The organism is Enterovibrio sp. QJM3NY_24, assembly GCF_057786035.1.
Genome location: NZ_CM173519.1, coordinates 1,696,412 through 1,710,604, shown reverse-complemented (window position 1 = coordinate 1,710,604; position 14,193 = coordinate 1,696,412). Strand labels below are relative to the sequence as shown.

The 14,193-nt window shown below is 48.5% G+C and carries 14 protein-coding genes; 13 read left to right on the top strand and 1 reads right to left on the bottom strand.

Features of this window, described 5'->3' with window-relative positions; translation table 11 throughout:
* Positions 1-28 precede the first annotated feature (28 nt).
* A complete protein-coding gene (locus AC3CIC_RS07525) occupies positions 29-1,273 on the bottom strand; it encodes an ABC transporter substrate-binding protein (RefSeq protein WP_488515802.1) in 1,245 nt (414 codons plus the stop codon).
* Positions 1,274-1,713: 440 nt separating this feature from the next.
* Here AC3CIC_RS07525 and AC3CIC_RS07520 point away from each other — a divergent pair, with 440 nt between their 5' ends.
* The 13 genes from AC3CIC_RS07520 (at position 1,714) to AC3CIC_RS07460 (ending at position 14,064) form a co-directional block, all read left to right on the top strand.
* Positions 1,714-2,805, top strand: coding sequence for an ABC transporter ATP-binding protein (locus AC3CIC_RS07520; RefSeq protein WP_488515801.1), 1,092 nt, complete (start codon positions 1,714-1,716; stop codon positions 2,803-2,805).
* On the top strand, positions 2,802-3,338 hold the full coding sequence (locus tag AC3CIC_RS07515) for an ester cyclase (RefSeq protein ID WP_488515800.1): 537 nt from the start codon (positions 2,802-2,804) through the stop codon (positions 3,336-3,338). The genes AC3CIC_RS07520 and AC3CIC_RS07515 overlap by 4 nt, the downstream gene beginning before the upstream one ends.
* 52 nt (positions 3,339-3,390) lie before the next feature.
* Positions 3,391-4,707: a histidinol dehydrogenase gene (hisD, locus tag AC3CIC_RS07510; RefSeq protein WP_488515799.1), complete on the top strand. Its 1,317-nt coding sequence runs from the start codon at positions 3,391-3,393 to the stop codon at positions 4,705-4,707.
* Between the two features lie 36 nt (positions 4,708-4,743).
* A complete protein-coding gene (locus AC3CIC_RS07505; protein WP_488515798.1) occupies positions 4,744-5,769 on the top strand; it encodes an ester cyclase in 1,026 nt (341 codons plus the stop codon).
* Positions 5,766-6,536 (top strand): SDR family NAD(P)-dependent oxidoreductase, encoded by a 771-nt coding sequence (locus AC3CIC_RS07500; protein WP_488515797.1) that lies wholly within the window; start codon positions 5,766-5,768, stop codon positions 6,534-6,536. Before AC3CIC_RS07505 ends, AC3CIC_RS07500 begins: the two co-directional genes overlap by 4 nt.
* Entirely contained in the window at positions 6,536-7,555 is a 1,020-nt protein-coding gene (locus tag AC3CIC_RS07495; RefSeq protein ID WP_488515796.1) for a LacI family DNA-binding transcriptional regulator, read from the top strand. The genes AC3CIC_RS07500 and AC3CIC_RS07495 overlap by 1 nt, the downstream gene beginning before the upstream one ends.
* Positions 7,552-8,520, top strand: a complete 969-nt coding sequence (locus AC3CIC_RS07490; protein ID WP_488515795.1) for a nuclear transport factor 2 family protein — start codon at positions 7,552-7,554, stop codon at positions 8,518-8,520. Before AC3CIC_RS07495 ends, AC3CIC_RS07490 begins: the two co-directional genes overlap by 4 nt.
* A 91-nt stretch (positions 8,521-8,611) precedes the next feature.
* On the top strand, positions 8,612-9,571 hold the full coding sequence (locus AC3CIC_RS07485) for a cupin domain-containing protein (RefSeq protein ID WP_488515794.1): 960 nt from the start codon (positions 8,612-8,614) through the stop codon (positions 9,569-9,571).
* A complete protein-coding gene (locus AC3CIC_RS07480) occupies positions 9,571-10,278 on the top strand; it encodes an alpha/beta fold hydrolase (protein ID WP_488515793.1) in 708 nt (235 codons plus the stop codon). Before AC3CIC_RS07485 ends, AC3CIC_RS07480 begins: the two co-directional genes overlap by 1 nt.
* Positions 10,278-10,973: an RraA family protein gene (locus AC3CIC_RS07475; protein ID WP_488515792.1), complete on the top strand. Its 696-nt coding sequence runs from the start codon at positions 10,278-10,280 to the stop codon at positions 10,971-10,973. The genes AC3CIC_RS07480 and AC3CIC_RS07475 overlap by 1 nt, the downstream gene beginning before the upstream one ends.
* Before the next feature lie 161 nt (positions 10,974-11,134).
* On the top strand, positions 11,135-12,118 hold the full coding sequence (locus AC3CIC_RS07470; RefSeq protein WP_488515791.1) for a TRAP transporter substrate-binding protein: 984 nt from the start codon (positions 11,135-11,137) through the stop codon (positions 12,116-12,118).
* A gap of 150 nt (positions 12,119-12,268) precedes the next feature.
* On the top strand, positions 12,269-12,769 hold the full coding sequence (locus AC3CIC_RS07465) for a TRAP transporter small permease (RefSeq protein ID WP_488515790.1): 501 nt from the start codon (positions 12,269-12,271) through the stop codon (positions 12,767-12,769).
* Positions 12,766-14,064: a TRAP transporter large permease gene (locus tag AC3CIC_RS07460; protein ID WP_488515789.1), complete on the top strand. Its 1,299-nt coding sequence runs from the start codon at positions 12,766-12,768 to the stop codon at positions 14,062-14,064. The genes AC3CIC_RS07465 and AC3CIC_RS07460 overlap by 4 nt, the downstream gene beginning before the upstream one ends.
* Positions 14,065-14,193: the final 129 nt, after the last annotated feature.

Here is a 14,193-nt window from a genome sequence, read left to right as displayed (position 1 = left end):
AACCCCGATTCCTCTCGGGGCAACAAAATTAAAGGAAGCCCTGCTCGCGCGCAGACGTCATGTAAGCATCTTCGACATCTTTAAGTGCTTGTTCAGCGGATTCATTACCAAGTAGGAAATCGGGAAGTTCAGCACCGAGTGCAGAATGTAACAGCCCCATGTAGGGCAACATCGGATAAGGGTTGGCTTGTCGTTGTACCGTGCTGATCACGCCCATTGCCGACGCGTCTGGTTCATAACCTTCAATCAACCACACCGCTTTTTGGGCGTTTTCCTTCATCATGTCAGGGGAGATTGCTTGCACCATCACTTTGAATGTTGCCTCAGCATCTTGATCTGACAGATTACTGGCGATCGTCCAGCCGTCCCACCACAAGGTCGCGCCAGGGGTGCCATCAGCAGTAAACGCAGGCGTATTGGTTAAGACCGTTGAGCCAATAATCTCTGGCGTCGATCCTTCTCCATCTAAAATTGCAGTACCTCGAGAACCCCACATCAACGCGAAGGCGACTTTGCCTTCTTCCCAAAGGGCTTGGGTGCTATTGGAATCAAACGTCAGGAAATCAGGGTTAGACAATTCGGTCAGCGCTTTCAGCGTATTCAGCGCTTTTATTCCCTCGGCATTGTTCAGATTAGGCACTGCACTGCCAGGCTTAAAGAAACCCGTTCCAGTAGCACTGAATACGTTGATAAATTCTTCCCCAAGGTTCCAGCCTGTTTTGGTATTCAGAGCAATGGGGTATTTCATCAAACCGTCTTTTTGTATTTTCTTCGCTGTCGCGATCAATTCGTCATAGGTTTTAGGCGGCTGCGCACCGACTTTCTCTAAAACGTCTTTACGGTAAAAAAGATGTTGGGAGTTGGCCATGAAAGCCACTGCCATCACGCTGCCATCAATTTTAATCAACTGCGTCGGCTGCAAACTCTGACCATATTTCGCCACCAAATCATCAAGGGGTTGAATCAGCCCTTCATTGAGTAACGGAACAATCGAGCTGGTAGAAACAATCGCAGTAGAATATTTCGAGGGCTTGGCCTTCAGGGCAGCGGATTGAATGTCACGATGATCTTTAGACTGGTTTTTGGTCACAACAACCTTGTCTGTCGCACATCGCTCAGCCATCGCGGCGACAGCATGCAATGCCGGAAAATCATTAGACAGAATACTCACGTTTCCAACATCAACACCGCAGTCAATTTGTTCTGCACTCAGTGTATGGCTGAACAAGGTGACCAAACCCGCCGCAAATGTCCTTATCAGTTTGACTTTCATTTTCCTCTCCAACTTCTCAAGAAGGGTTTTCGTCTTACAGTAAAAAGCACTCTAAGCACGACACACTTGAAGCCAGATCTCCCTGAGACCACGACAACAAGAACTATTTTTGATTACGTATGCAAAAATAATTATGCCTAATCCAATTATTGGCAAGTAACAAAAATCATGAAATTAACCTTGCGTTAACATGGGTTAGTTACGTCGTTACCCTCTGATTATTAGATAATAAATAATAAAATCACCCTGAAGAATCAATTTATAACTGCCTGATTAACTTGAATTTCTTGGGTTTGAGAAACAAACGCATACGGATTTATTTATGTGATCACACTCAAACATACAGCATAAGCATGTTTGCTGATGCGCATTTGACTGTTTATTTTGAATACGTACCCAATCACCAAAATTCAGAATGTGTTGGAACATGGAGAGCAGTCATGGCAGAAGTGCAATTACGTCATATCGACAAGCGATGGGGAGATTTCGTCGGGGTTAAAGATTTCGACTTAACCATTCCCGATAAGGAATTTCTCGTATTGCTTGGCCCATCGGGTTGTGGAAAAAGTACCACGATGCGTATGATTGCTGGCCTAGAAGAAGCCACCAGCGGCGACATACTGATTGGCGGCAAAGTTGTGAATGACTTGGAGCCAAAGGATCGCGACGTCGCCATGGTGTTCCAAAGCTATGCGCTCTATCCCAACATGAGCGTGTATGAAAACATTCGCTTTCCACTCAAGGTAAGACATATCGACCCCGCGACGCATGATGAAAAAGTCATGCGGGCAGCGAAAATGGTCGAACTGACAGACTTTCTTCATCGTCGCCCTGCTGATCTCTCGGGCGGACAACGTCAACGGGTCGCATTAGCACGCGCTATTGTCCGCGAACCCAATGTGTTTTTAATGGACGAACCGTTATCAAACCTTGATGCAAAACTCAGAGTCTCGACACGCGCCCAAATCAAGAACCTGTCGCACGAACTACAAATCACCACCATTTATGTCACGCATGATCAGATTGAAGCCATGACTTTGGCGGATCGTGTCGTCGTCATGAGCGCGGGTAATGTGCAGCAAGTCGGCACGCCGACAGAAATCTACAACTATCCGGCAAATACTTTTGTGGCGAGCTTCATCGGCTCCCCTGCCATGAACCTTGTCAAAGGCAAGATTCATGATGGTGTGTTTACCGCTGAAAACATGACGATTAGAGGGCTAGATACCTCTTTATCTGGGGATATCACGCTGGGTTTTCGCGCAGAAGATGCCACGGTGAATCCAGTCGGTAACTCATCAGACACCACCCAAATCAGTGGTATCAGCGCCAATGTTTTCTCCATTGAATTGCTCGGTGAAGCCACGATGATCACCGTAAAAATAGGTGATGCACTCGTAGCAGTTAAAGCAAGTAAAGACTATTCCACTGAGATTGGTCATGTGTTTTCGACAAACATCCCCGCCTCTATTTGCCACCTTTTTGATGCAAGCACAGGTGAAAGACTCAACAACGGGAGCCCATCAGAATGAGAGGCTCAAGACCCGAACAAGCCAGTTTGACGAAAGGCACTGATTTGAGCCAAACCGACGAAACACGTCGCGTTATCGAATCCATGGTTGATGGACTCAATGATCATCGAATCGGTGATATCGGCGAGTTTTTCTCTGAAAGCTTTCGGTGGTTTGGCAATCGAGGATGTGGAACAAAAATTGGCCTAGAAGCCTTTCAACGCAACTGGCAAAAGCCCTTTCAAGCTGCATTTTCAGACAAAACTTGCATTGATGAAGCCCGTCTCTACATGGGCGAATGGGCCGCGGCGTTCGGGCATCAGACCGCCAAACACACTGGCACGTTTATGGGTGTCGAACCCACCAATCAAACCGTTGAAATCCGCTACATGGATTTCTGGAAAGTACAAAACGGAAAGATTGTAGATAACTGGGTGATGGTAGATTTCCCCCACGTTCTTCATCAGCTTGGCGTGGATGTATTTGATAACGAAGGCTGGGAGGCGTTCGATACCCATCAAAAAACACCACCCACACCCGCTCAATCACTTTGAATCTCTCCATTTGCTCCGTTAATGGGGAAACACGATCAATAGGAACACATAGATGGCTATTACGTACCTTAAAACGGGAAAATCTGAATCAGACAAAGTCAGCGATAACGAAAAAGTCGTTCAGATCGTTTCAGACACGTTAAAGAAAATTGAGAGCGAAGGTGACGCTGCGGTCAGAGAACTGGCCATTAAGTTCGACAATTACGCACCAGCATCCTTCCTTCTTTCAGAGCAAGATATTGCGGACTTGATTGCGAAGGTATCGCCAGAAGACATGGCGGATATTCGCTTTGCTAATGAGCAAGTGACCAATTTTGCCCAGATTCAGCGTGACTCGATGACCGACGTTGAAGTCGAAACCCTGCCAGGCGTCATTCTGGGCCACAAAAACATCCCCGTTCAAAGCGTGGGTTGTTACGTTCCAGGTGGGAAATTCCCCATGGTCGCTTCGGCACATATGTCCGTCGCCACCGCCAAAGTAGCGGGTGTGCCCCGCGTGATTGCCTGCACTCCCCCTTTTAAAGGTGAACCTAACCCTGCGGTGGTGGCAGCCATGCATCTGGGTGGCGCCGATGAAATCTATGTGCTGGGTGGAATTCAGGCCGTCGGTGCCATGGCGTTAGGAACGGAAACGATCGATCCCGTTCATTTATTAGTTGGCCCCGGAAATGCATTTGTTGCCGAAGCGAAACGTCAGCTATTTGGTCGTGTCGGGATCGATTTGTTTGCAGGCCCGACTGAAACCATGGTCATTGCAGATGACACCGTCGATGCAGAAATGTGCGCCACAGACTTACTAGGGCAAGCAGAACACGGCTACAACTCCCCTGCCGCATTAGTCACCAACAGCGAAAAGCTCGCTAAAGACACCCTTTTAGAAATCGACCGTTTACTGGAAATACTGCCCACTGCCGATACCGCCAAGGTGAGTTGGGAGGATTACGGCGAAATCATCGTGTGCGACACCTATGAAGAGATGCTCCAAGTGTCAGAAGAAAAAGCCTATGAGCATGTTCAAGTGATGACTGATCGCGATGATTGGTTCCTTGAAAACATGACTTGTTACGGCGGCTTATTCCTTGGCCCACGTACCAACGTGTCCAATGGTGACAAGGTGATTGGCACGAACCACACCCTGCCCACTCAAAAAGCGGGTCGCTACACGGGCGGTCTCTGGGTGGGAAAATACCTCAAAACCCACAGCTACCAAAAGATCACAACAGACGAAGCAGCAACAACCATAGGTGAATATGGCTCTCGTCTGTGCATATTAGAAGGCTTCGTTGGCCATGCAGAGCAATGTAATGTTCGTGTAAGACGCTACGGGAAGAAAGACGTTCCCTACGGTCAACCGGCACCACGAGGCTGATGTTTAATGACCAACGCGGCTTGCATAGCATCATGGATGAACGAGCTTACCCGCTGGCGCGAAAGCCAGCGGCGCATCAATGTCATTTCACTTCATGATATTGCGTCTGACATGTTTAGCGAAAATGCCAGCATTCACATGTGCTATCCCTTTGGCGATCAACACGGGGCCAGCGCATGGATAAACAGCAGTTATCACGCTCTCGTCACCGCTATTCCTGATGCAGAACGGCGCGACACAATTGTGATTTCCGGGCAAGACCAACAAGGAAATCACTGGGTAGGTTGTTGCGGCTATTACTGCGGCACCTTCGTTGCCCCGTTTTTAGACATTCCGCCAACGGGACAATTTGTACATATGCGATATCACGAGTTTTATCGCATTACCCCGAATGGCATCGAAGAAGTTCAGGCTATTTGGGACATCGTTGAAGTCATGACGCAAGCGAACGCATGGCCGATGGCTCCGTCGCTTGGCCGGGAAGGCTTAGTGCCCGCTCCTGCTACCCTCGACGGGATCAAGCGTGCGAACAGCGAGCAAAATGGTGATGACAGCCTTGAGATTGTCATTCGCATGCTCGAAAACCTTGGGCGTCATCCTTCTCAAGGCACCCCAGGTGTTATGAAACTGCCAGAGGCTTGGCATGATGATTTAACCTGGTATGGCCCATCAGGAATAGGCACATGTCGCGGTTTTTCTGGTTTTCGCCAATGGCACCAAATCCCGTTTTTAAACGCAATGCCCGATAGAGGCTTAGACAATGAAAACATCACACTGCATTTCTTTGCTCAGGATAACTACGTCGCGGTAACAGGTTGGCCAAACATGAGCCAAACCCTGTCTGGTGATGGATGGTTAGGCCTTGCACCAACGAATCAGAAAATCACCTTACGCAGCCTTGATTTTTGGCGCATCGAAGATAAGAAAATCAAAGAAAACTGGGTGCTTATCGATCTATTAGACATTTATGCGCAACTTGGTGTCGATGTTTTTGCGAGACTAAAAGCATTCAACACATCGAGACCGACGGGATCCGTCGTTTTGCCAAAGGAAAGGCTATGACCATATCGCTACCCATCACACCCTCTTTCGATCTCTCGAACAAACGTGCGCTTATCTCTGGTGCTTCTTCCGGCATTGGTCTTGCATGCGCAACTGCACTTGCCCGAGCCGGTGCCCATGTCACCTTGATTGCTCGACGAGAAGAAAAACTCATAGAGCTAAAAGAAGCCCTCGACCAAGAAGGCTACCAATCCGATATTTTGGTGTTGGATATCACTCAACTCGACGCGCTTGAACAAGCACTGAATCAACGAGAGCCCTACGACATCATCTTAAATTCTGCGGGCCTTGCTATTCACTCTCCCGCGCTGGAGACACAACAAAACGACTTCGACACCGTTTTCAATTTGAATGTCAAAGCCGCTTATTTCTTATTCCAATTTGCCGCTCGTCGTCTGATGGAAGCACAAAAGCCCGGCAGTTTTATTAGCATTTCGAGCCAAATGGCGCACGTTGGCGGCATCGACCGTGCCGTGTATTGCGCCAGTAAACACGCTGTTGAAGGTTTTACGAAAGCCATGGCCATTGAATGGGGCAAACAAAACATTCGCATCAATACGATTTGCCCCACGTTCATAAAAACCGAACTCACCGCAAAAACATTCGCAGATCCGGAAAAATTGGCCTGGCTGCAAAGCAGCATTAAGTTAGATCGTGTCGGTGAAGTCGAAGATTTAATGGGTGCAGTGCTTTACCTCGCTTCTGACGCATCTGGAATGGTCACAGGTACCTCACTCAAAGTCGACGGCGGTTGGACAGCAGAATAATGGCGAACGATAAGATCACCTCAGTAGATGTAGCAAAACATGCCGGTGTCAGTCAATCCGCCGTCAGCCGTGTTTTTACGCCCGGCGGTTCAGCGTCAAAAAAAACCATTGAGAAAGTCAAAAATGCAGCCGAAGAATTAGGGTATCGACCAAATGTACTCGCTCGTGCCATGGTCTCAGGAAAAAGCCGTGTGATTGGGCTAGTGGTTGCTTATCTCAACAATCAGTTTTACCCCGACGCATTGGAAAAGCTTTCAAACTTGCTACAAGAACAGGGCTATCACGTTCTGATTTTCATGGCGAACAATGTCGACAGCGTGGTTGATGAAGTCATTGAAGAAATTCTAGATTATCAAGTTGACGGCATCATTGCTGCTTCCGTAGAACTGTCCTCAGAATTAGCCGTAAGATGTCGTTCAGTGGGCGTACCTATCGTGCTGTTCAACCGTGCTCAACAAGGTGGTGAGTTCTCCTCAGTAACGTCTGATAACTTTAGCGGCGGCATGGCAGCAGCAGAATTTCTGGTGGCAGGCGGACATGAAAAGATTAGCTACATCGCGGGGCTTGAGTGCACATCAACACAGCGCGACCGAGAAATTGGCTTTCGCGCTGGCTTACAGCAAGCCGGAGTGGAATTGCACTCACGTGGCGAAGGCATGTTCGATATGGCAAAAGCCAGCGCGGCAACCAGAGCCATGTTTCAGGACGACCCGCCTGATGCCGTCTTCGTCGCCAATGATCACATGGCACTTGCCGTGATGGATACCCTGCGCTTCGAACTAGGACTGCGTATTCCCGACGATGTTTCCGTGGTGGGATATGACGATGTGTCTGCCGCAAGCTGGCCCAGCTACGGCCTCACCACCCTCGCCCAGCACGCCGATATCATGGTCAATGAAACGGTGCGTATTCTGTTGCAACAAATCAGCCATGAAAACGATACGCCGCAAAAAGTGGCTATCGGATCACCGCTCGTCGTTCGCACCTCCGCAAGAATCCCCAAAGGTTGGAAATCATGAAAGGCTTTGATAGCAAGTTCACTGACTTCCCCGATTACATTTTGTCCATCACGGAAGAGATTTGGGAAGGAAGAAACATCCACTCGCTGCATGACTACTATTCGTCAGACATTGTCGTGAGAACCCCCGCAGGTATTTCTGTTGGTAACAAGGACGTCATCGCGCAAACCAGCGCTGTACTGAACGAACTCCCCGATCGCGTGTTACTGGGTGAGGACGTCATTTGGTCAGGATCACCGGAAGAAGGCATGCTGTCTTCTCACCGCATTTTGTCACAAGCCACCCACTCTCGTGACGGGCAATTTGGGAAAGCTACAGGCAAAAAACTTTGCTACCAAGTGATTGCCGACTGCCATGCCATCAACAATCAAATCAATGATGAATGGTTGATTCGAGACCAAGGATCGATTGTTAAGCAGCTCGGTCATGATCCCAAACAATTTGCTATCAACCAAATTGATGCCGAAGGCGGTGCAGATAACTGCAATAAGCCTTTTACGCCAGAACAAGACACGTTGGGTCCCTACCTTGGTAAAGGTAATGACAACGTATGGGGTGAAGCTTACGCAGAAACCCTGAAACGTTTAATGAACGCTGAATATTCCTGCATTCCAGAGGATTATGATCGTGCGTGTCAGGTCGTACACCCCAGTGGTGAATCTGGTTATTCATGGTCTGCCGTTGAAGCCTTTTGGCTTGGCTTACGTGCAAGCTTTCCTAACGCCGACTTCGCCATTGAGCATCAAATTGGCCGAGAAGATCCGTTAATGCCACCGCGTGCCGCCATTCGCTTTTCTCTTTATGGAAAACACGACGGCTGGGGGCGTTTTGGGCAACCGGCAGGTGCGAATGTCTACGTCATGGGTGCCGCACATGTGGAGTTTGGCCCACGTGGCATTCGACGAGAGTTTGTCGTTTTCGACGAAACCGCCATTTGGAAGCAAATCGCCCTTCATACGGGATAAATATACATAAGTTCAAACAACGTCAAGAAGCAGGATTCAGAGCAGCTTATTGGGTTCAACTGAGGTTGCTAGGACAAACAAGGAGTACTAAATGAAACAACCGCAATGGGTAAGGTTTGGAGAACTCATACCGTGTCGTTCTGCATTTATCGACGCGCATACACCGGGTTCTGATCAGAAAGAAAACTTTACCATCATTGGTGGTGGTGTTTCAGAAAGTCCCGACCAACACGTTCATATTCAAGCGACACCGGGTTTTAACATTGGCGCTGCTGGCCAACCGCCGCGTTGCTTCAATTCTCTTCACTCTCACAACACAGCAGAAGTCTTTTTTGTGCTCAAAGGCCGTTGGCGCTTCTTTTGGGGAGAAACCGGAGAAGACGGTGAGGTTGTGCTTGAAGAAGGCGACATCTTTAACATTCCTACCCGCATGTTCCGTGGATTTGAAAATATTGGCAGCGATTACGGCATGATCATGTCGATCTTAGGTGGCGATAATGCAGGTGGCGGCGTCATTTGGGCTCCTCACGTCCGAGCCGCAGCCGATGCCCATGGGTTGGTGTTAGGTGAAAGTGGTCGTTTGTACGACACAGAAAAAAATGAAGCCTTGCCAACGGGCGAAAATGAAATGCCTTTACCAGAGACGGAATGGCTTAACGGTCTGCTTAAACCCGATGCAGCGACAGTGGTGAAGCATTACGTTGCGCGCTATTGGGATATGGTCGCCATGGCCGCAAAACAGCCTGTGGACGTGATTGGCGAAAAGGGATTGGTCAAAGATAGACCAGGATTCGAGGTGGATTTTCTTACCCGCACTTCAATCAACCAGCAGGCACAAACTGCCGAAAAAGATGTGGTGTTAATGGTGATGCGCGGGCATTGGGTGCTCGCTTGGGAAGACGAATCACTGACCCTCAACACAGGCGACACGGTTTGGCTGCCGGAAGGAACAGATTACAACCTTGACGTGAAGGTGTCTGGTGAAGCGAGTCTTTTCCGCGTAACACGGACTCAGGATGCTGCAGGGTTAACGTGGATGGGTGACGCATAATGAATGCTACCTCTCTTGAGCCTTTGGTGTTTCTGCCCGGCATGATGTGTGACGCACAATTATTCGCGCCACAGGTTAAATCATTCCAATCAGAGAGAAACACTATCGTGATGGATATTTTCTCTGAAAAATCAATGACATTGCTTGCCAAGGAAGTGCTCGACACTGCACCTCAACGGTTTGCGCTGGCGGGCCTTTCAATGGGCGGCATCTTGGCGATGGAAGTCTATCGACAAGCGCCCGATCGCATCAGTAAATTGGCGTTCATGGACACCAACCCTTGGGCAGAAATCGACGACGTAAAAGCGGGAAGACAGATTCATCTTGATCGTGTCGCCAACGGGGAGCTTCTGAGTGTTATGCAAGAGGTGATGATCCCCAAATACCTTCACCGAGAGCACCCCAACCCCGATATTGAAGCGTGTTGTCTTCACATGGCCAAAAGCCTCGGCGAAGCGGCCTTCGTCAACCAATCATTGGCATTGCGAGACAGGCCTGATCAACAAGAAACGCTCAAGCATGTTGATGTTCCCACCTTGATTTTAATGGGTGAAGACGATCAGCTATGCCCAAAAGACAGACATGATGCCATCAAGGCACTCATCCCTCACGCAGATTATGTGGTCATCGCACATGCTGGCCATCTTCCTACACTCGAACAACCGGAGGCAACCACGCGCGCCCTAGCGGCATGGTTGAACAGTTAATGGATAAAACGCTCTATGAATTACTGATCAGTGTGGATACACCTACTGTGTGTAACGCCATCGAAGTCGCCCAAGGAAAACGCGGATTCAATGATTTCACACGGGGAACACTGCAAGCGTCAGCGCCCGAAAGTCCTGCCATTGTGGGTTACGCAAAAACCGCGCAAATAGCGGCACTAGAACCGTCAAGATTGGCCGCAGATGAAGTGAAGAAGCTGCGAATGGACTACTACCGATACATGTCGGAAGCCCCATTCCCTTCCCTTGCCGTCATAGAAGATTTGGATTTCCCTGAGGCCATCGGCGCATTTTGGGGGGAAATAAACACCAATGTCCACAAAGGGTTTGGGCTAAGCGGCGTTTTGACCAATGGTGTGATGCGTGATCTCGGTGACTTGCCCGATGAATTTCTCGTTCTTGCTGGCTCTGTTGGCCCAAGCCATGGGTTTGTGCATATCGAAAGCATTGGCGATCCCGTCAGCGTTTTCGGTTTAAGCGTGTCACACGGAGACCTAATACATGCTGACCGACATGGCGCAGTGGTGATCCCAACAGACATCATTCCTTTGCTCGCTGACGCCATCGAAACCTTGCTCAGGAACGAACAAATTATTTTAAAAGCAGCAAGAGAAGAAAGCTTCGATTTTGAACGTTTTGAACAAGCATGGGCTGAGTTCGAACGAGTAAGAACCTAGCACTTTAATCGACACACGGTTTATTCATTAGACCAAAAGAAAATAAAACGCTCGAACACGGATACCGACAATACGAACACGAACATGGATTCGGAAACAACAACACACTGTTCATACCAAGCAGTGAAAATCATTCTACGGCTGAACAAAAGGAGTACACCATGAAACTTTCATTGATGATGACCGTCATAGCCGGATTACTCTCCACCAGCGCATCTTATGCAGATACCACCATTCGCATCGGTCACGCCACGCCAGAAGTTTCCCCTATTCATCAATCGCTTCTTTATTTTGAGGAAGAATTGGAGAAACGTTCTAACGGGGATATCGACGTTGAAATCTATCCCGGCGGTCAACTCGGCAGCGTGAGGGAAATGACCGAGCTCGTTCAATCCGGAAACATCACCATGGCAACCGGCGCGTCTGTTCATTTATCTTCCACAGTGAATGAGTTAGCTGTGCTCGACCAATTCTTGTTGTTTGCGGACGAAGACACTGCACGAAATGTGCTTGATGGCGAAGCAGGAAAATCGTTGGGAAGCGCCATGGAAAAACGTGGTTTGAAATCCATGGGTTTCATGGAATTGGGTTTCAGAAGCTTTACTAACAATCGCGCACCGCTTGATAGTTACGAGGCATTTGCAGGGTTGCGTATGCGTTCCGCCGATAACCCTATCGCAATCAGTGCATGGCGCTCCGTTGATGCAGTGCCCATCCCGCTGGCATGGGGAGAGATCTATTCATCCCTGCAGCAAAACCTGATTTTTGGACAAGAAAGTGCCCTCTCTTCCATGCTTGTTGAGCGCTTTTTTGAAGTACAGGAATACGTATCGTTGACCAATCACATTTACTGGCCTGAACTCTGGATGGCAAATCTTGAATGGTACAACGACCTCGACGAAAAAGACCGTCAATTGATTGATGAAGTGGCAAGGGAAACCATACTGCTTCAACGCGACTTAACCTTGAAGGCAAACAACGAAACGTTGGCGGCATTGAAAGAAAAAGGGTTGAAGGTAAATAGCCTACCGCTAGAAGACCGCGAACGGTTGGGCAAAACCATGAACACAGCGATTGAAGCGGACATTCGTAAAAAGGTTGGCAGCGATTTCTACGACCAGTTTATGTCGAACGTTCAACCTTAGTGGCGACACAACAAAACAACTCGTAGCAAAAATAATTCGCTCACACAGCACTTAAGGCATAGCGCATAGGGTCTCTCAAAAATTGAGACGCCCTATGCCTAACCTGTGCCGATATCGTTTCAAATTGGTTGTCATGGAGACTCATCCACCATGTTTCGGATAATCGAAAAGTACTTCGAACCTACCATCATCGTCACCAGCCTCTTCGCAATCATTGTGTTGGTGTTTGCTGATGTGATTGCACGCTTTGCCTTCTCAACCTCTATCGTTATCGCGAATGAAATCGCAAGGCTGTGCTTCGTCTACCTCATTTACTTTGGTATCAGTTACGCCATTCGTGAACACCGCCACATGCGAGTCACTTACTTTGTCGACAAGTTCTCGACGGAGAAAAAACGTATTGTGATGTTTATCAGCGAATCCATCTTCCTCATCTACTCGGTCACGGTTTGCTACTTAGGTGTACAAATCACACAGCAAGCCATCGAGCGCGGGAAAACCCTATCAGCAACACAATGGTCAACGTCTGTGCTTTATGCTGCCATCATCTTTTCGGGGTTACTGTGTAGCTTGCGACTGCTCTATTCGTTATACCACATTGGTGTTCGTGGTGATCTGAGCCTGTATAACAGCGAGGAGAAAACATCATGACCTCTCTGATTCTCTTCACCGGTTTCTTTGGCATGTTGCTCATCGGCGTGCCTATTGGCATTGCTCTTGGCTCTGCATCTCTTCTCGCCATTATGTACATCCCTTTTCTAAAACCTGACTTGTATGCATTGGGGCTCGTCAGTGGCATCAACAGCTTTACCTTGATTGCTGTTGTACTGTTTACCCTCGCAGGCAATATCATGAGCAAAGGCGGAATTTCGAAACGTTTGATCGCCGTTGCCGATACCTTGTTTGGTCGCGCACCAGGAGATTTGGGTACCGTCACGATCATGGCTTGCCTATTCTTCGCTGCTATTTCTGGCACTGGCTCTGCCACCGTGGCGGCTGTAGGTTTAGCGATGATCCCCGCTCTCGTTCAGCGAGGGTATGACCGTGCTTATGCTGGCGCAATGGTAGCCAGTGCTGGCGGATTAGGGGTAATGATCCCACCTTCCGTGGTGATGATTGTGTATGCTGTCGCGGCAGGCGTATCCGTAACCGCATTGTTTATGGCCGGCATTCTACCCGGTATCGTGATTGCTATTACCTTGATCACTTACAACTATTTTCATCGCAGACAAAGTCCTCATGCGCATATGGGACGGAGCCGCGAACCCGCAACTTACAAAGAAATATTCCATGCTCTTAATGAGGCAAAACTCGCGCTCATCATGCCCATTGTCATCCTTGGCGGTATCTATGGCGGCATTGTCACCCCAACGGAGTCATCCGCCGTGGCCGTGGTGTATGCCTTGGTTGTTTCATGCTTGGTGTATCGTGAACTTCCGATGAAGACATTGCCTAAAATCATGCTGGAATCCGCCATGCTGGTTTCCGCAGTACTCGTGATCATCGGGGCATCTGTGGCGTTTGGTCGCATCATCGCACTAGAGAAGATCCCAACAGAACTTGCTCAGTTCGTTCTATCGAGCACTGAAAACAAATATTTCGTCCTCATCGCGATACTCGTATTGCTCCTGATCATCGGGACCTTCTTGGAAACACTCGCTTCGATTGTCATTCTGACACCCGTGTTACTGCCTATTCTCACCAAACTCGACGTTGATTTGGTGCATTTCGGTATCGTGATGATCGTGGCCCTTGCCATCGGTTTCGTGACACCACCCCTTGGCGCAAATCTCTTTATGGCGGCCCAAGTTGGAGAGATACCTTTCGAGAAAATAGCCAAGCGAATACTACCTTGGGTTATCACCTTGATTGGTGCGCTTCTTCTTATCACTTTTATTCCGCAAATATCTCTATTTTTGCCGGAGTACTTTCTTGGGTACAAATAGCCTAAGCTATCGGGTGAAAGTATTGAAAATTGGAATAATAAAAATACACCACAGCGTCACAAGCAAATATAAGATCAAGCACATAAAAGCAGATCAGCAACAACTATAATAAATACCATTATTAAGAGT

Coding starts and splice junctions, on each gene's coding strand:
- AC3CIC_RS07505 (WP_488515798.1), top strand. CDS start 4,744: ATGAACGAGCTTACCCGCTGGCGCGAAAGCCAGCGGCGCATCAATGTC.
- AC3CIC_RS07475 (WP_488515792.1), top strand. CDS start 10,278: ATGGATAAAACGCTCTATGAATTACTGATCAGTGTGGATACACCTACT.
- AC3CIC_RS07465 (WP_488515790.1), top strand. CDS start 12,269: ATGTTTCGGATAATCGAAAAGTACTTCGAACCTACCATCATCGTCACC.
- AC3CIC_RS07495 (WP_488515796.1), top strand. CDS start 6,536: ATGGCGAACGATAAGATCACCTCAGTAGATGTAGCAAAACATGCCGGT.
- AC3CIC_RS07480 (WP_488515793.1), top strand. CDS start 9,571: ATGAATGCTACCTCTCTTGAGCCTTTGGTGTTTCTGCCCGGCATGATG.
- AC3CIC_RS07500 (WP_488515797.1), top strand. CDS start 5,766: ATGACCATATCGCTACCCATCACACCCTCTTTCGATCTCTCGAACAAA.
- AC3CIC_RS07515 (WP_488515800.1), top strand. CDS start 2,802: ATGAGAGGCTCAAGACCCGAACAAGCCAGTTTGACGAAAGGCACTGAT.
- hisD (WP_488515799.1), top strand. CDS start 3,391: ATGGCTATTACGTACCTTAAAACGGGAAAATCTGAATCAGACAAAGTC.
- AC3CIC_RS07470 (WP_488515791.1), top strand. CDS start 11,135: ATGAAACTTTCATTGATGATGACCGTCATAGCCGGATTACTCTCCACC.
- AC3CIC_RS07525 (WP_488515802.1), bottom strand. CDS start 1,273: ATGAAAGTCAAACTGATAAGGACATTTGCGGCGGGTTTGGTCACCTTG.
- AC3CIC_RS07490 (WP_488515795.1), top strand. CDS start 7,552: ATGAAAGGCTTTGATAGCAAGTTCACTGACTTCCCCGATTACATTTTG.
- AC3CIC_RS07460 (WP_488515789.1), top strand. CDS start 12,766: ATGACCTCTCTGATTCTCTTCACCGGTTTCTTTGGCATGTTGCTCATC.
- AC3CIC_RS07520 (WP_488515801.1), top strand. CDS start 1,714: ATGGCAGAAGTGCAATTACGTCATATCGACAAGCGATGGGGAGATTTC.
- AC3CIC_RS07485 (WP_488515794.1), top strand. CDS start 8,612: ATGAAACAACCGCAATGGGTAAGGTTTGGAGAACTCATACCGTGTCGT.